Source organism: Thermaerobacter litoralis, assembly GCF_054654595.1.
On record NZ_BAAIES010000011.1, the window covers coordinates 199,866 to 223,177 of the forward strand.

A 23,312-nucleotide genomic window follows, 5' to 3' on the forward strand; every position below is an offset into this window, starting at 1 on the left:
TCCGGCGATCGACAGGTGATCTTCAGGTTCCGATCTCCATTCAGGATAGCACAACCCTCGACCCGTCCCCTCCGGACGAACCGGCCACCGCCGGGAGTCCCCTCCACGGATGCACGGGCCGGGTTCCCAAGCGGGAACCCGGCCCCTAACGCTGGCTCTTTGGGCTCTGCGGGCGCGGGCTCGTGGGGATCGCCGGCCCTTGAGCCCGCCCGGCTCACCATCGGGATCGCCGGTCCTCCGGCCCGAGCGGCTCACCGTTGGGATCACCGGTCCTCGGGCCCTTGGGGCTCACCGCCGGGACCGCCGGTCCCCGGGCCCGCGCGTCTCATCGCAAGTACGGCATGGGATCGACGGGGCGGCCGTTGACCCGGACCTCGAAGTGGAGGTGGGTGCCCGTCGACGCGCCCGTCGTCCCCATCAAGCCGATCACCTGCCCCCGCCGCACCACCTGGCCCGGCTCCACGTAGCGGCGGCTCAGGTGGCCATACAGGGTCGAGTAGGTCTCGTCGTGGGCGATGATGATGGCGTTGCCGTACCCCGACATGTAGCGGGACGCCACCACGATGCCGTCTTCGGCCGCCACGATCTCATCCCACGTGTCGGGGTTGGGGTCCGGCGGCCCCTGCCCGTCGATGTCGATGCCGGTGTGGGGCCGCACCGTCCCGTAGATGGGATGGCGCCGCGCCGGGTTGAACCCCGAGGTGATGGTGTACTCGCCGGGCACCGGCCAGAGGAACCGGCCGCCGGTGCGCCCGCCACGGCTGCGGTTGAGCGCCTCCAGCTGGCGCTTCAGGTCGGCCTGCAGGTTCTTCAGCAGCCGCTCGACTTCCTTGGAGTCGGCCTCCAGGGCCGCCAGGTGCTGCTCCCACTGGCGCCGCTGCTCGGCCAGGCGGGCCAGTTCGTCCCGGTGGCTGGCCACGGTGGCGTTGAGCCGCTGCTGCTGCCGCTCCACCTCGGCCTTGAGGGCCACCAGCTTCCGGCGCTCCGCCTCCAGCTCCTTCTTCTCCGCCACCAGGCGCTCCCGCTCCGCCTGGACCTGGGCCATGACGTCCAGGTCATGGCGCAGGATCTGGCTCAGCAGGTCCAACCGGGTTAGGAAGTCGGAGAAGCTGTTGGCCTCGAACAGGACCTCCAGCACGCCCACGGTCCCGTTCTCCTGGATGGCGCGGATCCGCCGGGCCACGTAGTCCTCCCGCTGTTCCAGCTGGCGGGTGGCCTCGTCGATCTCCTTCTGCTTGGCGTCGACGCGGGCCTCGGCGTCGCGCACCTTCTCGTTGAGCTCCGCCAGCTTGACGCGGGTCTCGCGGATCTGTTCCTCCAGGATGCGGACCCGCTCGAGGATCGAGGCCTCGTCCTCCTTGAGGGCTCGCAGCTTGCGCTGGGCCTCGGCCTGGCGCTGTTCCAGCTGGCGCAGGGTCTCGTTGGCCTCGTTGATCTTCTGCCGCAACTCGCTGATCGAGCTGGCGGCACCGGCCCGCTGGGGAGCCGGCCCCGCCAGGCCGGCCAGCGTCCCGGCCACCAGCAGGGCGGCTCCGAGCCCGGCGGCGATGCGTGCCCACCGCCGCCCCTGCGCCCGAGCCCTGCCCATGGGGGGCTCGTCCCCCCTCCGGCCAACCACGGCACCTCGTCGCCACCACGCCATGCGCAATGCCCTCCCCGGATGATGCCCGGCCGCGGGGAACCCGCGCGGCCGCGAACCCGGGTGCCCATCCCCGGCGCGGCCGCGCCCGGCGGCCGGTTCGTCCCCTGAACCGGTTGAACCCGCAAACTTCAAAAGCTCATGCGCCCAGTCCTCGCCCCAGTCGCCGCGCCGGCGGACGCGGCCGCCCACACCGGGCGCGATGGCCTCCGGTTCAAGCCCGGCAGGCCCGGCCCCAGCGCCCTTGGGGCCCCATACCTGCGGGCGGCCCAAGCCCACCCCTGGGCGGCGCAACGGGTCGACCGGGTCGACCGGCTGGACCTACACCCGCAGGTGACGGCGCAACGACATGGAGCTCCCCAGCGCCCCCAGAAGGGCGCCGCCCAGCAGCAGGACCTGCGCCACCTGCCCCAGCAGCGGCTCCTTGGGCACCAGGGGGATGAAGGGCACCGCCCGGCTGACCTCCAAGAGCAGCCGGTCGTAGCCCCACCAGGCCAGCCCCGCAGCGGCGCCGGCCCCGACCAGACCCAACAAGATGCCTTCGATGATGAGCGGCCAGCGAATGAACCAGTCGGTGGCCCCGACCAGCTTCATGATCTGGATCTCCCGCCGGCGGGCGTAGACCGTCAGGCGGATCGTGTTGGAGATGAGGAACAGGGTCGTCACGGCCAGAAGACCGACCAGGATCGCGGAACCCGTCCGCACCGCGTCGCCGACCCGTCGGATGCGGTCCGCCAGGTCGCGGCGGTACTTGACGTCCTCCACCGCCGCGGCGCTCCGCAGGGCGGTGGCCACCTGCTCGCCGTAGCGCGGGTCGGCGAGCCGCACCTCGATGGAATCCCGCAGCGGGTTCTCCTGCTCGACGCCTTCTAGCAGGTCCGCCCGGTCGCCGAACATCGCCTTCAGGTCCTGCAGGGCCTCTTCCCGGGTGACGAACCGGGTTCCGGCCACGCCCTCCATGCCGGCGATGCGCTGCTCCAGGGCCCGGCCCTCGGCCCGGTCGGTGCCCGGCTCGAGGAAGGCGACCACCGCCACCTGGGACTCCACGTAAGAAGCCAGGTGCCGCACGTTGGCCGCCACCACCAGCAGCAGGCTCAGCACCACCAGGGAGACGAACACCGTCGAGGCCGAGGCGAAGCTCATGAAGCCGTTGCGCCGGATGCCCGTCAGGGCCTCCCGCAGGAAGTACCCCAGGGTCTCAAATCGCACGCTCGTACACCCCCTGGGCCTGGTCAGCGATCACGCGGCCGGCTTCGACCCGGACCACCCGGCGCTTCAGGGAGTTGACGATGTTGTGGGCATGGGTCGCCACCACCACGGTGGTCCCGCGCCGGTTGATCTCGACCAGGAGCTCCATGATGCCCCAGGCGGTCTCCGGGTCCAGGTTGCCCGTGGGCTCGTCGGCCAGCAGGATCTTGGGGTGGTTCACCACGGCCCGGGCCACGGCGACCCGCTGCTGCTCGCCGCCCGACAGCTCCGACGGCAGGGCCCCCGCCTTGTCCCGCAGCCCCACCAGCTCCAGCACCTCCGGCACCCGGCGCCGGATCTGGCGCTGGGTGTGGCCCGTGACGAACATGGCGAAGGCCACGTTCTCGTAGGCCGTCCGGTTGGGCAGCAGCTTGAAGTCCTGGAAGACCACGCCCATCTGCCGGCGCAGGTAGGGGACGTCCCGCCGCCGCATCCGGCCCACGTTCAGCCCGTCCACCAGCACGATGCCGCGGCTGGGGACCTCCTCCCGGTAGATCAGCCGGACCAGGGTCGACTTGCCCGCCCCCGACGGCCCGACCAGGAACACGAACTCGCCCCGGTCGATGTGCAGGCTGACGTCTTGCAACGCCGTGACGCCGTTGGGATACACCTTGCTGACGTTGATGAACTCGATCACGGAGGGTGCCACCTCTCGACAATTCCCGCGCCCGGCGTACTTCGACCTCGGGGGGACAAACCCTCCCCACTTTCCGGTGGAATTGGGCACCATGGGCGAAAAACGGAAAAACGGGAGGCCGTCTGGCGACCTCCCGGATAGTTATCGTATCGAACGGTCGCAGAGTTGACGGACGAACCCGCGCCCTCGCACCGCCGGCCGGCCCGGCCTCCCGGCGACGGCGGGAGGAACCGGTGCGGCCGCCGCACCGCCAGGGGTGGGGTGCGGGACGAACCGGCCCGTCCGGCCCACCGCCTGCTCCAGGACGACCCGGCCCGGCCGGCTTGGCGTCAGCTGCGGGAGGACCCGGCCCCCTTGGCCGCGCCCCGGCCGCCGGCCCCCTCGCCGGCGGCCCCGTCCACCGCAGCCCCGGCCTTGCCGTTCTGCGGAGCACCGCGCTGGCCCGTCCGGGCCGCCTCCCACTTGAGGTACGCGTTGATGAACGGATCCAGCTGCCCGTCCATCACCGCCTGGACGTTGCCCACCTCCACCCCGGTGCGGTGGTCCTTGACCAGGGTGTAGGGCTGGAAGACGTAGGACCGGATCTGGTTGCCCCAGGCGATCTCGCCCACGTCGCCGCGCAGGGCGGCGATCTCCTTGAGGCGCTGCTCCTCGTAATGGCGGGCCAGCCGCGCCTTGAGGATCTTCATGGCCGTCTCCCGGTTGGCGTGCTGGGAGCGCTCGTTCTGGCACGTGGCCACGATGCCCGTGGGCAAGTGCACGATGCGCACCGCCGACTCCGTCTTGTTGACGTGCTGGCCGCCGTGACCGCCGGCCCGGAAGACGTCGATGCGCAGGTCCTCGGGCCGGATCTCGATCTCCGGGCTGTCCCCCAGGTCCGGCAGCACGTCCACCGACGCGAAGGAGGTGTGCCGCCGGCCCGCCGCGTCGAAGGGCGAGATGCGCACCAGCCGGTGGACCCCGTGCTCGCTGCGCAGGTAGCCGTAGGCGTTGGGCCCGCGCACCGCGAAGGTGACGCTCTTGATCCCCGCCTCCTCACCCTCCAGCAGGTCGAGGACCTCCACCTGGTAGCCGTGGTCCTCCGCCCAGCGGGTGTACATGCGCCAGAGCATCTGGGCCCAATCCTGGGACTCCGTGCCCCCCGCGCCGGGATGGAGGGAGACGATGGCATCATACCCGTCGTAGGGGCCCGTCAGAAGCAGGTCCAGCTCCAGCTGGCGCAGGCCCTCCTCGACCCGGGCGATGCCCTCCTCCAGTTCCGGGATGACCGAGACGTCGGCCTCTTCGGCGGCCAGCTCCGCCAGCACCTGCAGGTCTTCCAGCTGCCGGTCCAGGGCCTCGTAGTGCTCCACGGGCCCCTTGAGGATCTTGAGCTGGCGCACCTGCTGCTGGGCCCGCTCGGGGTCATCCCAGAACCCCGGTTCGGTCATCGCCTGTTCGATGCGCTCGATCTCCCGCCGCTTGCCGGCGAGGTCAAAGATCATCCCTCAATTCGTCGAGCCGCGGGCGCAGGGCCCGAATGCGGCGCAAGACCTCATCCCACATGGCTCCGACCTCCTGCTCACAATGGTTCGATCCATGGGTCGATCCATCGTCACCCGATGGCGCGGCCCGTCCATCCCCGCCGCGCCGTCCTCTATCCTAGGCCGTGCGGCCACAGCACTTCTTATACTTCTTCCCGCTGCCGCAGGGACAGGGGTCGTTGCGGCCCACCTTCTGGACCCGGATGGGCTCGCGGGGCGCCCCGTTGGGGCTGGCCGCCCCTGCCCCGCCGGCCACGGCTCCGCGTCCCGGACCGGTGGAACCCGCCGGGCCGGTCCCGTCGCCGGTTCCGTCGCCGGGCGCCCCGGCACCCGCCGCCGCCAGCGCGAAGACCGGCGCCCGCCCGCTCTCCTCCCGGGCGCCGACGGCGACCCGCCGGCGCTGCGGCTCCGCCTGCCCGGGCCGCACCTCCATGTGCATCAGGATGCGGACCACGTCCTCCTTGATGCTCTCGATCATCTGCTGGAACATCTCGAAGGCCTCGAACTTGTACTCCAGCAGCGGGTCCCGCTGGCCGTAGGCGCGCAGGCCGATGCCGTCGCGCAAGTCGTCCATGGCCGCCAGATGGTCGACCCACTTCTGATCGACCACGCGCAGCAGGACGACCCGCTCCAGCTCCCGCATCATCGCACTGCCGATGGCCTTCTCCTTCTCCTCGTAGATGCGGAGGAACGCGGCCTTGATCTCCTCGGCCAGGGCGTCCCGGCCCATATCGGCCAGTTCATCCGCCTTGAGGGTGCCGGCCGGCAGGAAGTTGCCCTCCAGGTACTCGACCAGGCCCTCCAGGTTCCACTCCTCGGGGTGGGCGTGCTCGTTGCAGTAGTTGTCCAGGGCATGCCGGATGATGTCGTCGATCATGCCCAGGATGTGCTCGTGGACGTCCTCGCCGTTCAGCACCTTGCGCCGCTCGGCGTAGATGACCTCCCGCTGCTTGTTCATCACGTCGTCGTACTCGAGGACCTGCTTGCGCAAGGAGAAGTTGCGGTGTTCCACCTTGCGCTGGGCGTTCTCGATGGCCCGGGTGATCAGGGGGTGCTCGATGGGCTCGTCCTCCTCCACCCCCAACCGGTCCATGATGCCCCGGATGCTGTCGGACCCGAAAAGCCGCATCAAGTCATCCTCAAGGGACAGGTAGAACCGGGACGAACCGGGATCCCCCTGACGGCCGGCGCGCCCGCGCAGCTGGTTGTCGATGCGCCGGGCCTCGTGACGCTCGGTACCGATGATGTGCAGGCCGCCCAGCTCGACCACCCGCTGGTGCTCGGCCTCCGTCTCCCGCTTCGCCTCCTCGAGGAGGCGCAGGTAGTCACGGCGCGCCTCGGCCAGCTCCGGGTCGTCCGGATCCAGCTGGCCCGAGACGGCGCTGATGACGTCCGGCGAATAGCCCAACTTGCGCATGCGCTGGCGCGCCAGGAACTCGGGGTTGCCGCCCAGCAGGATGTCGGTCCCGCGGCCGGCCATGTTGGTGGCGATGGTCACGGCGCCGACGCGACCAGCCTGGGCGATGATCTCGGCCTCCCGCTCGTGGTACTTGGCGTTGAGGACCTGGTGCGGGATGCCGCGCCGCTTCAACATCTCGCTGAGGCGTTCGGACTTCTCGATGGAGATGGTGCCGACCAGCACCGGCTGGCCGCGCCGGTGGCACTCGACGATCTCCTCCACCACGGCCCGGAACTTGGCCGCCTCGGTCTTGTAGATCACGTCGGGCAGGTCGCGGCGGATCATCGGCTTGTTCGTCGGGATCACGACGACGTCCAGGCCGTAGATCTTGGAGAACTCCTCTTCTTCGGTGGCGGCCGTGCCGGTCATGCCGGCCAGCTTCTCGTACATGCGGAAGTAGTTCTGGAAGGTGATGGTGGCCAGGGTCTGGGACTCCCGCTCGATCTTGAGGTTCTCCTTGGCCTCGATGGCCTGGTGCAGGCCGTCCGAGTAGCGGCGCCCGAACATCAAACGGCCGGTGAACTCGTCGACGATGATCACCTGGCCGTCCTTCACCACGTAGTCGACGTCGCGCCGCATCAGTTCCTTCGCCTTGAGCGCGTTGATCAGGTAATGGGCATAGTCGACGGGGTTGTCGGGCGCGTAGAGGTTCTCCACGCCCAGCATCTGCTCGACCCGGTGAACGCCCTCCTCCGTCGGGGCCACCGTGCGCGCCTTCTCGTCCACGGTGTAGTCCCGGTCGCGCTCCAGCTTGCGGGCGATCTGGGCGAACTGGTAGTACAGCTCGGTGGGCTTGTCGGCCATGCCGCTGATGATCAGGGGCGTGCGGGCCTCGTCGATCAGGATGCTGTCCACCTCGTCGACGATGGCGTAATACAGCTCCCGCTGGACCACCTGGTCGGGGTAGAGGGCCATGTTGTCGCGCAGGTAATCGAAGCCGAACTCGTTGTTGGTCCCGTAGGTGATGTCCGCGGCGTAGGCGCGGCGGCGCTCCTCGAAGCTCAGGCCGTGAACGATGACCCCCACCGAAAGCCCCAGGAACCGGTAGATCCGGCCCATCCACTCCGCGTCGCGCTTGGCCAGGTAGTCGTTCACGGTGACGATGTGGACGCCCCGCCCGGTGAGCGCGTTCAGGTAGGCGGGCAAGGTTGCCACGAGGGTCTTGCCCTCGCCGGTCTTCATCTCGGCCACCTTGCCCTCGTGCAGGACGATCCCGCCCATCAGCTGGACATCGAAGGGCCGCATGCCCAGGGCGCGCTTGGCCGCCTCGCGCACCACGGCAAAGGCCTCCGGAAGCAGGTCGTCCAGGGTCTCGCCGCCCGCCAGGCGGCGGCGGAACTCGTCCGTCTTGGCCCGGAGCTCGGCGTCCGAAAGGCGCACCATCTCCGGCTCCAGGGCGTTGATCCGCTCGACCTCCCGCGACAGCCGGCGGATCTCCCGCTCGTTATAGTTGAACAGGTTCCGCAGCAACCCGAGCATCGTTCTCATCTCCTGAAGAAAAAACCGGCGACTGGGTCGCGCCGGAAGGGTCGGTCACGATCTTGCAGTGTTCGTTCGCCCCAGCGTCCGTCCTCTTCCCCGAAACCTCTCCCCTGCCCAACTGGATCTTGGGCAAGGACACCAAACCGGTCGCCCCGGGTCACGCTCGGCGGCCCAGCCGACCGCTGGGCCCTAGCGAACCACGACGGCCAAACCTCCTGCACGTCTTTTCTATTCTATCACGCGAATGCGGCCAAGACCACGTGCGCCAGTATTGCGAAGCCGACCGCGACCGGCCCTCCCCATTCTTGACCCGACAGGGCGCAGCTCAGGGGCGACCGATGGCGCCGCCTGCAGGGCCGGACAGCACGGCCTTAGAACCGTTACCAATCCTTCCAACCATTGCCGAATAGACCAGCCATGCCAGACCTATAGCTAGCGCAACATCACCCAAGCTCGCAACCGATGGGAACGGAAACGGCCGAGGCACGGGAATGATATCCGCCAACCAGGGGAAACGAGTACCAGGCACCAATATCTCGTGAGTAAGGCTCACTCCAGAACGCAGATAGTCCAGTGTCCGAATTCTGTCGGCTCCACCAGCAGCAATGCGAATCGCCCACTCACTTACCGGCATGCGCCCACCGTTTGCAACTATGACTAAAGCATTGGCTAAAGTACCACCAATGAGAAGGGGCGACCCGGGCAAATGTCGGTTCGCAACAGCAAGCACCACCAAAAGGCTATATGCCAACACTTGCATCTCTTCAGCCATGCGACTCAGCAACGTTCCATCGACGTACTGGGAACGTAACAATATGGACCGTATGATGAACGGGACAGGGAGAAGAATAATGAGCCGGAGAGGCACTTGCCCCAGCCGTCCGACCCTTCCGCCCTTAAGCCACCCCAAAATAAGTGCCCCAACAATGGAAATCGCGTACACCTTCGGGTCCACTCCTGCTTGCCATTGGGCTAGCCGTCCCGAGATCCATCATCCTCTGCAGCGAAGGCCAGTTCCTCAAAGGACACGGCCACCTCGTCACGATACGATTTAAACTGGGGTGACCAACCATACAATGACTCCAGGTACTGGACAAATTCTAATTCGGGGGGCCGCGTCAAATCCGCTACACGTTCGGGCTCGGAAATCAGTTCCAAGAGAACCTCAACAATGCGCGGATCAAAGTGCGTTCCCGAACACCGCTTCAACTCCTCGATCACTTCCGGTAAGGGTCTTCCTGCCTTATACGGCCTGTCATACAACATGGCGTCGAACGCATCTGCAACGGCAATGATCCTGGCACCAAGGGGGATATCCTCACCGCTAAGGCCATCGGGGTAGCCTGTTCCATCGTATCGCTCATGGTGGTGCCGAATCCAATACGCTACCGTCTCTAAGGAGTGGACACCATCTACGATGCGGGCGCCAATAACAGGATGCTTCTTCATTTCCTCATATTCTTCGGGCGAATACTTGCCTGGCTTATTTAGTATCTCATCTCGGACCCCGATTTTCCCAATGTCATGCAGGATCCCAGCATACTGTAGCTGTTCCAATTGAATATCGCTTAGCCCGAGCTGTCGCCCAATGGTAACTGCCAACCGGGCGACTCGGTCCGCATGTCCGTACGTATAACGATCCTTCGCCTCCAGCGCCAAGGCCAGAGCCCGTATAGTTCCCAAAAACATTCTGTAGACATCCAAATACCGTTGAAAAGAAAAACGCGCAACCACCAGGGGGAGCAAGAACAAAAACACACCAAACAGACCCACTCGTTCTTCGATGACAGCAATCAAGTAAGCCAAAGGCATTAGAGCCTGTTTCACGAACCCAGGTATTTCCGCAGGATTGCAGCCACGGGAGGTTAAGTGAAGGCATCGGTTGGAATTCGCCATCGCCTGAGGTGTTCCTATGGCCTACAACTTCCGCCCGGTGAACCGCGACCAACTGTACCTGCTCCCACCGAGCCTTCGCGACTGGCTGCCTGAGGATCATCTGGCCTGGTTTCTGATCGACGCCGTCGAGCAGATGGACCTGCGGGCCTTTTACGAGAAGTACCGCGCCGACGGTTGGGGCGGAGAGAGTTACGACCCAACCCTGATGGTGACGCTCCTGCTGTACGCCTACTGCGTCGGCGAACGGTCGAGCCGGCGGATCGAGCGGTTGTGCCTCGAGGACGTGGCCTTCCGGGTGATCACCGCCAACCAGAAGCCGGATCACGTGACCATCGCCCGCTTCCGCCAGCGCCATGCACGGGAGCTGGCCGCGCTGTTCACCCAGGTGCTGCGGCTGTGCCGTGAGGCGGGGCTGGGGAAGGTCGGCGTGGTGGCGCTGGACGGGACGAAAGTCAAGGCCAACGCCTCGCTGGCGGCCAACCGCACCTACGATGCGATTCGCCAGGAAGTGGAGAAGATGCTCCGGGAGGCGGAGGCCACGGACCGGGAAGAAGATGAGCGGTACGGCTCCGGGCGTCGTGGGGACGAGTTGCCGGAGGAGCTGCGCCACCGTGCGAGCCGGCTGGAGCGGCTGAAGGCATGCAAGCGGCGGCTGGAGGACGAGGCGGCCCGGGAAGCCGCCCGGCAGCAGGCCCGCATCGAGGAGCGGAAGGCGCAGGAGCAGGCGACCGGCAAGAAGCGGCGGGGGCGCAAGCCGAAGGCGCCGGATCCCTCGGTGGATCCGGCGGCGAAGGCGAACGTCACGGACCCGGACAGCCGGATCATGAAGACCCGGCAGGGCTTTGTGCAAGGGTACAACGCCCAGGCGGTGGTGACCGAAGACCAGCTCATCGTGGCCGCGGCGGTGACGCAGGACGCCAACGACGTGGGCCAACTCCACCCGATGCTCCAGCAGGCGCAAGCCAACCTGCGGGCCGCGGGCGTGGACAAGCCCATCCGGGCCGTCGTCGCCGACGCGGGGTACTGGAGCGAGGCGAACGTGAAGCAGGCACCGGCGGATGGGCCGGAACTGTTCCTGGCGACGAGCAAGGAGTGGAAGCAGCGCCAAGCCTGGAAGGATGCACCCCCTCCGCGGGGCCGGATCCCCAAAGGGCTGAGCCTGCGGGAGCGGATGGAACGTAAGCTGCGGACCCGGCGAGGGCAGGCGATCTACGCCAAGCGCAGCCAGACCGTGGAGCCGGTGTTCGGGCAGATCAAGGCCGTGCGAGGGGCCGACCGGTTCCTGCGTCGGGGTCTGGCGGCGTGTGACAGCGAGTGGAAGCTGCTCTGCCTGACCCATAACTTGCTGAAGCTCTGGCGAAGGGTCACGGAGGCGTCCTCATCCTCGCCCTTGGGTTGGATGGCGGCGGGGTTGGCGTAGATAGGGTAACGACCGGGCCGCCGGCCTACCCCGTCCTGGCCGTCAGCCCACGGGACATAGCCGAATCGACCCGGTACGTTCCCCCAGTTCTGATCTCGTCAGGATCAGTGAAACAGGCTCATTAGAGCCAAGTAATTCAGGGCGACCGTCGTTTTGAATTGGTGTACGAGCTTCCCGACCCCAATTTTCCCAAAATGATGCAAGTAGATTATAGAAAGACCAATATTCGTCACAAAATAGAGAGCCGATGCGGCAGCAAAGCTGGCGACGAATCGCGGGTCTGTAATTGACTGCTGACCTGCAAGCCAGTGAAATGTAAATCCGCTAACGCCTGCAGCAGCGCCTAGTTGAATGCGGTTGAAAATCACCGCTCTCTTTGGGACCCCGCCGAAATCTTCCGGTCGAACCGTCCCCAAAGTCGCAACCAACATTCCTGCCAGTGGACCTTGCGATAAAACAGTCACGAAGATGGGTATGAAGCTTAAAGACACCGAGCCCCGAATCGCAGGAATGGCTATGGGGAATGCCTCGGCAGCCAACGTAAAAAGGAATAGGAGCAGCATATGGTTGGGCTTCGCTAGGCCAACGTGTGCCACCGCCGCCGTGAAGCCAGTTGAAGCAACGACGTACATTAAATACCTGGCTTTTGGATCTCGGCCCATTGTGGTCAGCTCCAAGTTTGAGCAAAGGAATTAAAAAGATTATTGGCTACTGTGGCCGGTTAAGCTCAGCAGCTGACCTGGACGCTAGAACCAGCAGCCAAAACCAGGGTCGCCAGCAGAACGAGAACCTTGATCACGCGGGCCATGAAGGATCACTCCACCATTCGCTGCCCCCGCGACGGACGCTCGTCCGCCGGGAAGCGGTCTCCGCTCATGGCCACGATGCGTGGATCTCCGGCCACAGTAACCAAACTTTTCGAATTCGTTGTCCGCGGCGGTCCGCACCTGTCAGGACGACCCTTCGGCGATTCGATTCGCCCGGTGTCAGGAACCCGGCAGCGTGTCGTTATAATGTTTGCCTTCGCCACGCCCCGAGCAGCCCCGCCTAACCCGCGAGGACCGGCTATTCTCAACAATGCCCCGGGCGCACCGGACGCTACCGCCGGGGGAGGCGACTTCGCCCAATCGGACCGTGTCCTAACAAGGGACGGTAATCCATGCCAGCGGACGTGCTTCACACATTCGTGGTCGGTCCGCCGATTCCTTCTGGTGCCAGTTGTCCGGCCAGGGCGAAAAACCGGTTGACCGCGTCCAGTACCGCTCGGCAGGTGGCTTCGGTCTCGTCCAGCTTGATCAGAACCGCACCCACGTACTCCTGGGGCGGGAGGATGCCGCCGCCCGCCGTGATCCCCACCAGGGCCACCGTCCGGTGCCCCAGCCGCACCCGCTGCACCGAGAAGACCTCCACCTCCACCATCCGGTAGAGGGCGGCGACCACCGCACGGGCCGTGGCCACGGCGGCCATCCGCAGGGCCGAGCTGGGCCCCCGGGTCCCCCGGGCCTCCCCCCGGAAGACCCGCTCGCCGTTGCCGAGTTCGACCACGATCCCCACCTGGGTCCCCTCGGTCTCCAAGCGGTGGCGCAAGAGGCGCAGGCGGGATTCGCCGTACTCGTCGCTGGCCCCAACCCGGGTGAGGTGGATGATCCCAGCCTCCACGTCCTGTCCGAAGCTGATGGCCATCAGGGACTGGACATCGCGGTACACCTGATGCTCCGCCCGCCCCGGCCCTGCCAGCAGGTGGATCTCCTGCACACGGCCGCCGGCGTCGACCTCGACATGGGATGAGAGGACGCCCGGCAAGCCGAGGAGCGCGGACTCCATGGCCCGGGCGGTTTGCTCCGACCACGACGACTGCTGCGACACCCGTAGCATCCTCCCGCCGGCCGCGGTCACGGCCCCCTAGTGTCAGGAATAGACGATTCTTCCTTTCCCCACCTTAACCTGCCCCAACGGGGCGGTATAGTCCCAAAATCGCGCATCGGGGGCGGCGTCCGCGTCAAAGGTATTGCCTCGCGAGCCCAAGGGGTCGAACGGTGTCCCCCGGCAGGCACGAAACGGCCACGGGCATGCCCGCCCGTGGCCGGGGCCCTCGGCTCCCCATCGCAGCATCTCAGACGGCCGCACAGGCACGCGCTACAGGAACCCGCTCCCCCGGCCGGACCGCCGGCAACGCCGGCGGGTGCGGCGGCGTTGCCGGCCGGCCCCCGAAGGCGAACACCGGTCACCCCTCAGGGAACCGGCAGCGCTTCAGAACTCGGGCTCGATCAGCCCGTACTGGCCGTCCCGCCGCCGGTACAGGACGTTGACCTCACCGGTGGTGGCGTTGGCGAAGACGAAGAAGTCGTGTCCCAGGAGGTTCATCTGCAGGATGGCCTCGTCCACCGTCATCGGCTTGACGGCGAAGCGCTTGGTGCGGACGACCCGGCCCTCTTCCTCGGGCTCCGTCCACGCCGGTTCGTCCACCGCGCTCTCCACCTCGGCCACGGCCTGGCCGGTGGTCGCCTCGAGGCGCCGCGCCTTGCGGTTCAGCCGCGTCTTGAACTTGCGGATCTGGCGCTCCAGCTTGTCGACGACCAGGTCGATGGAGGCGTACATGTCGTCGGATTCCTCTTCGGCGCGGATCAGCAAGCCGTTGTTGGGGACGGGGATGGTGACTTCGACGATGTGCCGGTCCCGCTCGATGCTCAGGGTGACTTGCGCCTGCAGGGGGCTGCCGTTGAAGTAGCGGGCGACCTTCCCGACCTTCCTGCGGGCGTACTCTTTGAGGGCTTCGGTGACATCGATGTTCTTGCCGTAGATGGCAATGTTCAACAGCCCTCACTCCTTCCCCTGAAGCTAATGAAGTAGTTCCGCGCTCGACCGGCGTCCTCCTACCGGGAAGGCTTGGGCTCGACGGCCTTCGTGCCCGGTTCTCAGGATGGCTTCAGGTCGAGTCGATCCGAGCGGGGCCTTGGGTTCTGGGGTTTGGGGCCGTCGCCGGTGGTCACACCTCCCCCAAGGGGGTTGCTCCTCCCATAGGATGGAACCAATCACCGCACCGGCCCGGTGCCGCTGTGGATAGTCTGCCCCTCCCGAGCTGTGGATAATGTGGATCATTTGTTGATAACTGCGAAGGCCGCCCGTTTGTGCAAGGCAGAGGGTCGCTCCCGTTGTTCATTGGGGTGGGGATAACCTGCCCGCCGCTCCTTGCCAGCGCCCATCCGCTCCTCGCCATCCTTCACGTGGTTCCGGACGAACCAGCCCCTGGCCGCTTCATCCTTCGGACGGATCCCCGTGCCGTGGGCGGAACGGCCGAGTCCACCAAAAGCCCGGTTGGCTCGGGGAGTCCGGGCGGGTCGACCCGGCGATGACGAAGAAAGGCGGCCCGCCCACCACACCCGCGGGGGCGGCGCCGCCCTCATGGCCCGTCCGTGCCACCGTCGTACCGTTCTACCCTTCGACCCTACGGCCGTCCGCCATTTGCCGTTGGCCCATGGGCCGTTCAACCATTCGCCGTTCGACCATTCCACGCAACCCTTCGACGCTCGGACCGGATGGATGGGCCTGTCAACCCGCCGTCCTCCCGGACCTGCAGGCCCTGCCGGACCTCCCGGACCTGCAGGACCTACTGGACCTACCGGACCTACTGAACCTACCGGACCACCGGCCGTCTCAGCCGGTCACCTGCTGGACGAACCGGAGTCCCTCGGCCAGCAGCGCCTCCACCTCCCCGGGTGACTCCGCCTCCGCGTAGACGCGGACCACGGGCTCTGTGCCCGAGGCCCGGAACAGGATCCAGCGGCTCGGCCCGAAGATCAGCTTGTAGCCGTCCAGGGGGTCGACCTTCTCGACGGGCCAACCGGCCAGGCGGGCCGGCGGCTCCTCGCGCAGGCGCTCGAGGAGCCGGTTCTTCCCGTCGGGGGTGAGGTGCAGATCCCGCCGCTGGAAGAAGTGGGGGCCGATGTCCGCCATCAGGGCCGCCACCTGCTCCCCCAGGGTACGGCCGCGGGTGGCCATGATCTCGGCCAGCAGCAGGTTGCACAGCAGCCCGTCCCGTTCGGGCATGTGGTTCTTGATGCCGATGCCGCCGCTCTCCTCCCCGCCGATCAGCACGTCTTCCTTGAGGGCGTACTCGCAGACGTGCTTGAAGCCGATGGGTGTCTCCCGGAAGGGCAGGCCATAGCGCGCGGCGAGCTTGTCGACCATGCGGGTGCCGGCGAAGGTCTTGATCACGGAACCGGTCCAGCCGCGGACCTCCACCAGGTGCTGGAGCAAGAGGGCGAAGATTCGCTGGGCGTCGAGGACCTCGCCGGTGGCGTCGACCGCGCCCACCCGGTCGCCGTCCCCGTCGGTGACCAGCACGGCCTGGGCGCCCAGTTCCTGCACCGCCTCCACCGCCGGGCCCAGATTGCGGGCGATGGGTTCAGGCGCCAGCCCTCCAAAGCTGGGGTTGAACTCGCCGCGGATCTCCGTCACCTCGGCGCCGGCCTCTCGGAGCAACCCGGCCAGGATCCCCCGGGCCGCGCCGTGCATCGGGTCGACCACGACCCGCAGGCGGGCCTGGCGCAGCCGGTCAAAGTCCACCAGCTCCCGCAGCTGGGCCACGTAAGGGCTGATCAAGTCGGCGTCCTCCACCCGCCCACGGCGGCGGGCCTCCTCCAGATCCATGCCGGGCGGCGGCGGTGAACCACGGCGCTCGGCCTCCTGCCGTTGGAGCACGGCCTCCAGCCGGCGCGTCTCCTCGGGCAGGGCCGGCCCGCCGAACCAGCCCTTGAGTTTGAAGCCGTTGTACTCGGGTGGGTTGTGGCTGGCGGTGATCATCACCCCAGCGCCCAGCCGCCGGGAGACCACCGCCCAGCTCAAAGCCGGCGTGGGGCAGGCCGTGCGGGAGAGGACGACCGGAATCCCCGCCGCGGCCAGCACCCCGGCCACGGCGCCGGCGAACCGGTCGGAGAGGAACCGGCAGTCGTAGCCGATGGCGACTCCCTGGCCGGCCCGGCCGGTGGCCTCAAGGTGCTCGGCCAGCGCCCACGCCACCCGCCGCACGTTGGCGAAGGTAAACTCGTCGGCGATGACGGCCCGCCAGCCGTCGGTGCCGAACCGGATCGCGGCCTCCGGCCCCGCCTGTTCCTCCCGCTGTATTCCCCGCTCTGTTCCCTGCGGCTGCACCTCATGCTGCGCATCCCTTTGCTCGCGCCCGTCGCTCACCCGGTGCTCACCTCGCTGGAACCTTCGCAACCGGCCTTAGGGTTCCTTCTGGTGAGACCTGGCTGCACGGGGACGGGCAGGCGGCGAGCGGCGGCCGGGCGGTGGCAGAGGCCGAGGCCGGGGTGACGCGTTCGACCACCGCGACCTTACCGCAGGAAGTCCATCAGGGTCGGCTGGACGATCCGGGCCCCGGCCATCAGGGCCGCCTTGTAGGCCGCCTCGGACACCGAGAGGCGCATGGCCGTCTCGGCGATGTCGGCATCCTCCACGCCGCTCAGCAGTTGCTCGGTGTCGATGCGGATCTCGTCCATCCGGTACAGGCCGAGCTCGATGCGGTTGACCTTGGCGCCCACCTCCGCCCGCAGCCGCAGCAGCCCGTCGATGGCTGCGTCGGTGGCACCGATCCCCCCCGTGGAGATGGCCTGGAGGTCGCGGTTCTGCAGGGCCACCGCCAGGTCGTGCAGGGCCTGGAAGGCCGGCGCGAAGGCCGCGTCGCCCGCCACGTTGATGGCCAGCGTGGTGCCCGGGGCCACCTCCCGCTGGATCGGCCCGTTCATCCCCTGGTAGGTGACGCCGCTAGGGCTCGTGGGATCGGCCACGAAGGGCGGCTGTTGGGTGGCAAAACCGCCGAAGAGGTAGGTGTCGCCGAGGGTGCTGTTGGCCACCTCCAGCAGGTGGTCCTGGAGCTGTTCGACCTCGGCCTGGATCGCCTGGAGGGAGCTGTCGGGCAGGGTGCCCGAGGCGGCGCGGACCGCCAGTTCCCGCGCCCGCTGCAGGATCTGGGTCGCCCGGTCGAGGGCGCTGTCGGTGACCTCCAGCCAGTCGCGGGCGTCCTGGGCGTTGGCGCGCAGCCGCTCGACCTCCGCCAGCCGGGCCCGCAGCCGCAGGCTGTCCACGGTGGCGACGGGATCGTCGGAGGGCCGCTGGACCCGCTTTCCAGAGGCCAGCGGGTTCTGGTAGGTGCTCAGGCGCTGCTGGGCCCGCCGCAGGTCGGCCAGCAGGGTCGTGATCATCATGCCGCCGGTGATGCGCACCCGTGCTCCCCCCGATCGCCGTGGTGATGGCCCGGAAGACCGGGCCCGCCTGAGATGACGCCCCGGCCGCCCGGCCGCCGGCGGTCTGCCTCTTCACGACCGGCCGCCCGGCGACCGGCGGCCTGTCTCTTCGCCACCGGCCGGCCGCCGGCCGATCAGCGGCCGACCAGGCCCGTCCGCTCGATGAGGATGGCCAGCATGGCGTCCACGGCCGTCACCAGCCGGGCCGCCGCGGCGTAGGCGTGCTGGTAGCGGACGAGCTGGGTCATCTCCTCGTCCAGGGAGACGCCCCGCACGCTCTCCCGCTGGGATGCCACCTGATCCATCAAGAGCTGGGTGGTCCGCTGCCCTTCTTGCGCCTGGCGCCCGGCGATCCCCAGCCCGGCCACCACGCTCTCCAGGTAGTCCTGGGCGGAGGCGCTGCCCGGCAGATTGAGCGGGGCATGCCGCAGCTGGGCCAGCGCCAGGGCATTCCGGCCGTCGCCGGGGGCTCCAGCCACCAGGGCTGCGGCTAGGTTGGCCGGGTCGTCCAGATCCGGGTTCACCGTGACCTCCTGCAGATCGGAGCCCGTGCCCAGGACGAACAGGTCGCGCCCGGCGCCGGGGCTGGACGGGTCGGCGGACGGGCCGTCGTTGAGCCCGTAGCCCCGCCGGTGGACGGCGTTGACGGCCTCAGCCAGGGCGAAGAACAGGGCTTTCAAGTCCTGGCGCAACCCCGCCACCAGGCGGTCCCGGGACTCCAGGAAGCCGTCGATCTCCCCGCCTTCGAGCCGGGCATCGTCCAGGGGAATCAAGGCGGACGAACCGGCCGCCCCGCCTTCGGGCGGGACCTCGGCATCCCCCGACCAGTAGAGCCGGACCACCAGATCGCCCGCGGCCCCGGCCCCGCCGGTCCCGGTCCCGCCAGATCCGCCCGTGCCACCGCCACCCCCGGGATCGCCGGATCCGGCGCCCGCCGGTTCTTCCCGGGTGACCAGGCGGTGGACGACCTGGCCGTCCACCAGGGGCAGGCCGGCCACCTCGACCCGCAAGGCGCCGCCCTCCCGTTCCGTCACCCGCACCGGGAGCAGGGTGCTCAGCTCTTCGACCAGCCGGTCCCGCTCGTCCAAGAGATCGTTGGGCGACTGGCCGGCGGCGGTGGCCACCCGGATCCGCCGGTGGATGTCGGCCAGCTGGGTGGCGATCTGGTTGGCCCGGTCGACCCGGGCCAGGATGCTGGCGTCCAGGTTGCGCTGCAGGTCGGCCAGCTGGCGGTCGGCGGCCTGGAACCGCTCGAGCAAGGTGTGGGCCTGCTGAATGGCGGCCGTCCGCGCCGGCAAGCTGTCCGGCCGGTTCGCCACCGTGCCCAGGGCCTCCCAGAAGTCCGAGAGGGCCCGGGCCAGGCCGGCATCGGAGGGTTCGCCCAGGATGGTCTCGAGTTCCGCCAGGGTCTGGGATCGCACCTGCCAGCGGCCCAGCTGGCTCTGCAGGTCCCGTACCTGGCGGTCTAAGAACAAGTCGCGGACCCGCTGGATGTCGGCCACCTGCACGCCCGTCCCCACCTGACCGGCCTCGGCGGGCATGGCCAGGGACGGGGGAGCGTAGGCGGGCGTGGGCGCCAGCCGGGCCACCTGCCGGGAGTAGCCGGGCGTGTTGGCGTTGGCGATGTTGTGGCCGGTGACGTCGAGGGCCCGCTGCTGGGCCCACAGGCCGAGCCGTGCCAGTTCCAGGCCGAAGAAGGTGCTGCGCACGGGGGCATCCTTCCTTTACCGGTTCCGCCGTCCTAGTAGGCGCGATCGACCGCCAGGGCTGAGGGACGCCACTGGATCCGGCCGTCGGGTCCGTAACCGGGCGCCGCGGCCCCGCGGGCAGCGGCCAGGGTCTGCAGGCCGAAGCGGGCCCACGCCAGCCCCTGGCGGGCCAGGGCCCGGTTCTGGCGGTTCAGGACCTCCACGCCCTCGGCCAGCGCTTGCAGGGCGGCCCGGCACCGGGCCAGGGACGGAGCCAGCTCGGGGCAGCGCCGGGCCAGCTCCTCCCACGAAAGGGCGGCCGCGTCGAGGCCCCAGGCGGCCGCCAGGCGTCGCTGCAGGTCGAACCGGCGCCGCTCCAGATCGTCGATGCGCTGCAGCTGCCGTTGCTCCCCCGCCAGGGCCGCTTCGATGGCGGCGGCATCCCCGGCCACCAGGGCGCGGTTCATCGCCCGGGCCACCTCCAGCAACTGGGCCCAGGGCTCGACCATCGCCGCCAGGTGGTCGACCAGCTGCCGGGCAAGGGCAGCGGCCGTTGGGGACTCGGCGGAGAGCGAAATGAGGCGTGGGGCCGGCTCCGGAACCGCCTCCCACCCCGCCCGCGGCCCGGCGCCGGATGGGGGCACTGGGCCTCCTGGCCCCTGCTCAGGGGCCCCGGATGGCGAGGCCGGTTGGAACTGCCCGGGGGATGGGGCGGTCGCCATGGTCAACGCTCCTCCTGGGCCCGGTCCGCCAGCAACCGGTAGAGCATCCGCTCGGCGACCTGCTGGGGATCGACCTGGTATTCGCCGCGGGCGATCTTCTCGCGCAGGGCAGCCACCTTGTCCGCCCGCACCTCCGGCAGCTGGCGCGCTTCTTCCACCAGGCGCTGGACCGCGGCCGCCGCGGGGGAGAGATCGATCCGATCGCGGCCGGCCGCGGGGGTCGCGGCCGGGGCCTCGGTCCCCCCGGTTTCGCTGGGGCCGGAAGGCTGAACGGGAGCCGGCCCCACCGGCCCCGCCGGCCCGCCGCTGGGCGTGATACCCCCCGGCTGCATACCGTAGGCCTTGAGGGCGTTGAGAACTTGCTGGCGGGAGATGATCATCGTCCCGTCCTCCTCGTCGTCACCGGGAGCCGGCGCGGGATCGTCGCCTCGGACTCGAAGCCTTGGACTCGCGCCAACGATAGCTAACCCGGTTTTCGTTCGCCGCGCCGAATCGTTTAGGGTGGCATCGGCCCCTCCCGGCCTGGGAGGGGCCCCGCACCCGGCGGCATGGCGAATGGGCCCCGGCTGCCGGGCCATCGGACGGCATCGACCGCGAACTCTGTGGCCCGCCCCGGTTCCAGGGGCGTGACCGCCGCCGTCAAGCCATAGATCGGCCCGGCCCCGAGGTCCTGCAAGACCCGGCAGACGGCGGCCAGGGTCCGGCCGGTGGTCAGCACGTCGTCCACCAGGAGGACCGGCCGGCCCGCCAGGGGACGAGCGCGGGCCGCCGGCGCGAAGGCCCCCGCCACGTTGAGGCGGCGACCAGCGGCCCCCAGGGCAGCTTGGGAACCGGCAGCCTCCCGCCGCACCACCAGCCCGGTGGCCAGGGGCCAGCCTCCCGCCCGGGCGACCGCCCGGGCTAGCAGCAGGGCCTGGTTGTAGCCCCGCTGCCGCAACCGGTCCGCGTGCATCGGCACGGGGACGACCAGGGCCGCGGCTGGCCAGCCGGCAGCCCGGGCAGCCATGGCCTGGCCCAGCAGCGCGGCCAGGTACGGTTCGTCCCCGTACTTCATCCGCAGGATGAGCTCCCGCAAGAGGCCCCGGTACGGCCCGATGGCCCGCACGGCGGCCCAAGGGGGCCCGAGGGTGCGGCACTGGGTGCAGGGTTCCTCCGGATGGGCGAGCCAGGCCGGCCGGTCGCACCAGCGGCAGCGGTCCCCCGGATCATGGCGGAGGCGGGCCCTACACCGGTCGCAGGCGGCGGGGACCGCCGGGGACCATCCCGGCAGGTGAACCCCGCATCCCAGGCAATAGGGCGGCCACGGGAAGACCGCGGCCAGGAGCTCCTCCCAAAGGGCAGCCCCCAGACGGGCCACCGCTTCCCTCACCCCAAGGGGCTCACCCCACGACGGTGGCTGGGCCGGCCCGGACGGCCCCGGGGGCGCGGGGCCGGCTGCCCTTGTCACCGGGTCCCAGGATCGGGTCTCACCCCTCTTGAGACCGCACCCCCGGCCGGCGCTCCGTACCGCGGGCCATGGACCGGCGGCGGCAAACCCGTCGCTTTCGGGCCGGCATCAAGAATTCCGGGGTGCCCGATCCGGTTCCCGGCCCACGGCCTTTCTTCCATATTATACCATCGCTGGCCGGTTGGGGGTCAAGGAGGGTGATGGGGAAACCGCGAACCTGGGGGAACTCAGGCCCGCTCGCGCCGGTCGCGTTCCCGGTGGTGGCGCTTCTCCCGGTACATGTTGCGGTCGGCGGCCGCGATGAGGTCCTCGTCGGAGGGACCATCGTAGGGGTAGACCGCCACCCCGAGGCTAAACCGCAGGGTGAAGTACACCTGCCCCGAGGCGTCGGTGAACCGGCAACGGAACACGGCGTCCCGGATGCGGTCGGCCACGGCCTCGGCCTCCTCGCGGCGCGCCCCGGGCAGGATGGCCACGAACTCGTCGCCGGCGTAACGGGCAACCAGGTCCTGCTGGCGCACCGAGTGGCGCAGCACGTCGGCGAACTGGCGCAACACCTGGTCGCCCGTCTGGTGGCCGAACTGGTTGTTGATGTCCGAGAAGTTGTCCAGGTCGATCAGGATCAGCGCCAGAGGCTGGCCGCCGGCACTGGCCCGCCGCACCGCCTCCCGCAGCCGCATGCTGAAGAACCGGTAGTTGTAGAGGCCCGTCATGGGATCGGTCTGGGCCATGGTCTGGGTTCGTCCGTAAATGAGGCCGTTCTGGATCGCCAGGGCCATGGGCGAGGCCAGGATGGACAGCAGCCGGCGCTCCCGGTCACCGAAGGCGCGGTGCCGCCGGGCCAGGCAGAGACAACCCATCAGCCGCTCGTCGGCGGAGAGCGGAACCGCCAGCACGCTGGAGGGCTGGAAGTTCTCGGTCACCAGGGTGGGCTCGTCCCCGCGCTCGACGACCTGGCGGCTCAAGGCCGCCTCCTGCACGGCTCCCGTCCCGGCCACCCGGCCCTGGATGCGCTCGGCATCGGGGTGGGCCGCATGCTGGAGACGCAGCACGTCGTCCTCCTCCGCCAGGTAGATGGCGAAGGCATCCGACGGCGCCAGCTGCTGCACCGCCCGGGCGATCCAGCAGAAGGCATGGTCGAGCTCCAGTACGCCGGCCAGCCCCTTGGTGATCTCGTACAGCGACTGCAGGTCATGGTGGGCTTCCACCAGCCGCATGTGCAGCCGCAGGAGGTAGTTGATCATGAGGAACAGGATGAGCCCCACCACCATGCCGACCAGCCCGTACACCTGGAAGGCCATCATGACCACCGAGTGGGCGGCCACGGCAAAGCCCGTGCTCAGGGCGTCCACCGGCAGCCAGCGGAAGAACAGGCGGAGGAACTCCCGGGTCGGGTGGGCCTGGTGGAAGTAGAGGGCGAGCCCCACCAGGGCGTTGTTCATCACCCAATAGACGGCGACATATACAAAGACCAGGTGCAGCGGCGGAATGGCGATCCCCGTCGGCGCCGGCCAGGGGTGGAGGCCGAGGCGGGTTGCGACGGCGCCCGCCGTCAAGATGGTCAAGGCGAACTGGCCCGCGTTGAACAGGGTTCGCTCCCACGGCCGGCGGTTCAGCAGGCCGTAGCCGATCAGGTTCCCGAGGACGTTGACCAGGGCCGCCGGCACCGTGCCGTAGAGGAGCTGGGCGGTGAGGGTGACGCCGAAGGTCAAGGACATCGCGCCGCCGCCGGGCATGGGTAGCGGATAGGCGTCCATGAGGACGGCGGCGGTGAGCATCATCAAAAAGGGCAAGGCGGGGACGGGCTCCCACCGGCGCAAGGCCAGTGCCAGCGCCACCATCCCCCCCACGCCGACGGCCAGAAGGTAGAGCCGTTGCGGGTTACGCCAGGACCTCACGGGCGATC

17 protein-coding genes and 1 pseudogene are annotated in these 23,312 nt (G+C 68.8%); 1 reads left to right on the forward strand and 17 read right to left on the reverse strand.

Going from position 1 to position 23,312, the window contains the following annotated elements; all coding sequences use genetic code 11:
- Positions 1-325 precede the first annotated feature (325 nt).
- The 7 genes and pseudogenes from ACYQ02_RS11540 to ACYQ02_RS11570 form a co-directional block, all read right to left on the reverse strand.
- Positions 326-1,588: a murein hydrolase activator EnvC family protein gene (locus ACYQ02_RS11540; RefSeq protein WP_460040563.1), complete on the reverse strand. Its 1,263-nt coding sequence runs from the start codon at positions 1,586-1,588 to the stop codon at positions 326-328.
- Positions 1,589-1,960: 372 nt separating this feature from the next.
- A complete protein-coding gene (gene ftsX, locus ACYQ02_RS11545) occupies positions 1,961-2,848 on the reverse strand; it encodes a permease-like cell division protein FtsX (RefSeq protein WP_460040564.1) in 888 nt (295 codons plus the stop codon).
- Positions 2,838-3,524, reverse strand: a complete 687-nt coding sequence (gene ftsE / locus ACYQ02_RS11550) for a cell division ATP-binding protein FtsE (protein WP_460040565.1) — start codon at positions 3,522-3,524, stop codon at positions 2,838-2,840. Before ftsE ends, ftsX begins: the two co-directional genes overlap by 11 nt.
- 449 nt (positions 3,525-3,973) lie before the next feature.
- Positions 3,974-5,069 (reverse strand): annotated as a pseudogene (gene prfB, locus ACYQ02_RS11555) (peptide chain release factor 2); the annotation flags it as partial.
- Between the two features lie 96 nt (positions 5,070-5,165).
- On the reverse strand, positions 5,166-7,985 hold the full coding sequence (gene secA / locus ACYQ02_RS11560; protein ID WP_460040566.1) for a preprotein translocase subunit SecA: 2,820 nt from the start codon (positions 7,983-7,985) through the stop codon (positions 5,166-5,168).
- A gap of 328 nt (positions 7,986-8,313) precedes the next feature.
- The gene (locus ACYQ02_RS11565; protein ID WP_460040567.1) at positions 8,314-8,943 is read right to left on the reverse strand and encodes a DUF5317 domain-containing protein; all 630 of its coding nucleotides are present in this window, start codon (positions 8,941-8,943) and stop codon (positions 8,314-8,316) included.
- A 17-nt stretch (positions 8,944-8,960) separates the two neighbouring features.
- Complete coding sequence (locus ACYQ02_RS11570) at positions 8,961-9,884, reverse strand: HD-GYP domain-containing protein (RefSeq protein WP_460040568.1); 924 nt, start codon at positions 9,882-9,884, stop codon at positions 8,961-8,963.
- Between the two features lie 16 nt (positions 9,885-9,900).
- Here ACYQ02_RS11570 and ACYQ02_RS11575 point away from each other — a divergent pair, with 16 nt between their 5' ends.
- Entirely contained in the window at positions 9,901-11,304 is a 1,404-nt protein-coding gene (locus ACYQ02_RS11575) for an IS1182 family transposase (RefSeq protein WP_460040054.1), read from the forward strand.
- Positions 11,305-11,408: 104 nt separating this feature from the next.
- Here the strand turns inward: ACYQ02_RS11575 and ACYQ02_RS11580 are convergent, their stop codons facing one another.
- The 10 genes from ACYQ02_RS11580 to ACYQ02_RS11625 form a co-directional block, all read right to left on the reverse strand.
- Positions 11,409-11,966 (reverse strand): hypothetical protein, encoded by a 558-nt coding sequence (locus tag ACYQ02_RS11580; protein ID WP_460040569.1) that lies wholly within the window; start codon positions 11,964-11,966, stop codon positions 11,409-11,411.
- A 514-nt stretch (positions 11,967-12,480) separates the two neighbouring features.
- Positions 12,481-13,170: a hypothetical protein gene (locus tag ACYQ02_RS11585; RefSeq protein ID WP_460040570.1), complete on the reverse strand. Its 690-nt coding sequence runs from the start codon at positions 13,168-13,170 to the stop codon at positions 12,481-12,483.
- 384 nt (positions 13,171-13,554) lie between these two features.
- A complete protein-coding gene (gene hpf / locus ACYQ02_RS11590; protein ID WP_460040571.1) occupies positions 13,555-14,118 on the reverse strand; it encodes a ribosome hibernation-promoting factor, HPF/YfiA family in 564 nt (187 codons plus the stop codon).
- An 840-nt stretch (positions 14,119-14,958) separates the two neighbouring features.
- Entirely contained in the window at positions 14,959-16,494 is a 1,536-nt protein-coding gene (locus tag ACYQ02_RS11595; protein ID WP_460040572.1) for a phosphoglucomutase/phosphomannomutase family protein, read from the reverse strand.
- 146 nt (positions 16,495-16,640) lie between these two features.
- The gene (flgL, locus tag ACYQ02_RS11600; protein WP_460040573.1) at positions 16,641-17,528 is read right to left on the reverse strand and encodes a flagellar hook-associated protein FlgL; all 888 of its coding nucleotides are present in this window, start codon (positions 17,526-17,528) and stop codon (positions 16,641-16,643) included.
- A 155-nt stretch (positions 17,529-17,683) separates the two neighbouring features.
- Positions 17,684-19,258 carry a flagellar hook-associated protein FlgK gene (flgK, locus tag ACYQ02_RS11605; RefSeq protein WP_460040574.1) on the reverse strand — a complete coding sequence of 525 codons (1,575 nt, stop codon included), beginning with the start codon at positions 19,256-19,258 and terminating at the stop codon, positions 17,684-17,686.
- A 32-nt stretch (positions 19,259-19,290) separates the two neighbouring features.
- The gene (gene flgN / locus ACYQ02_RS11610; RefSeq protein ID WP_460040575.1) at positions 19,291-19,881 is read right to left on the reverse strand and encodes a flagellar export chaperone FlgN; all 591 of its coding nucleotides are present in this window, start codon (positions 19,879-19,881) and stop codon (positions 19,291-19,293) included.
- Between the two features lie 80 nt (positions 19,882-19,961).
- On the reverse strand, positions 19,962-20,339 hold the full coding sequence (flgM, locus tag ACYQ02_RS11615) for a flagellar biosynthesis anti-sigma factor FlgM (RefSeq protein ID WP_460040576.1): 378 nt from the start codon (positions 20,337-20,339) through the stop codon (positions 19,962-19,964).
- A 116-nt stretch (positions 20,340-20,455) separates the two neighbouring features.
- Positions 20,456-21,316, reverse strand: coding sequence for a ComF family protein (locus tag ACYQ02_RS11620; protein WP_460040577.1), 861 nt, complete (start codon positions 21,314-21,316; stop codon positions 20,456-20,458).
- Positions 21,317-21,633: 317 nt separating this feature from the next.
- Entirely contained in the window at positions 21,634-23,304 is a 1,671-nt protein-coding gene (locus tag ACYQ02_RS11625; RefSeq protein ID WP_460040578.1) for a GGDEF domain-containing protein, read from the reverse strand.
- Positions 23,305-23,312 lie beyond the last annotated feature (8 nt).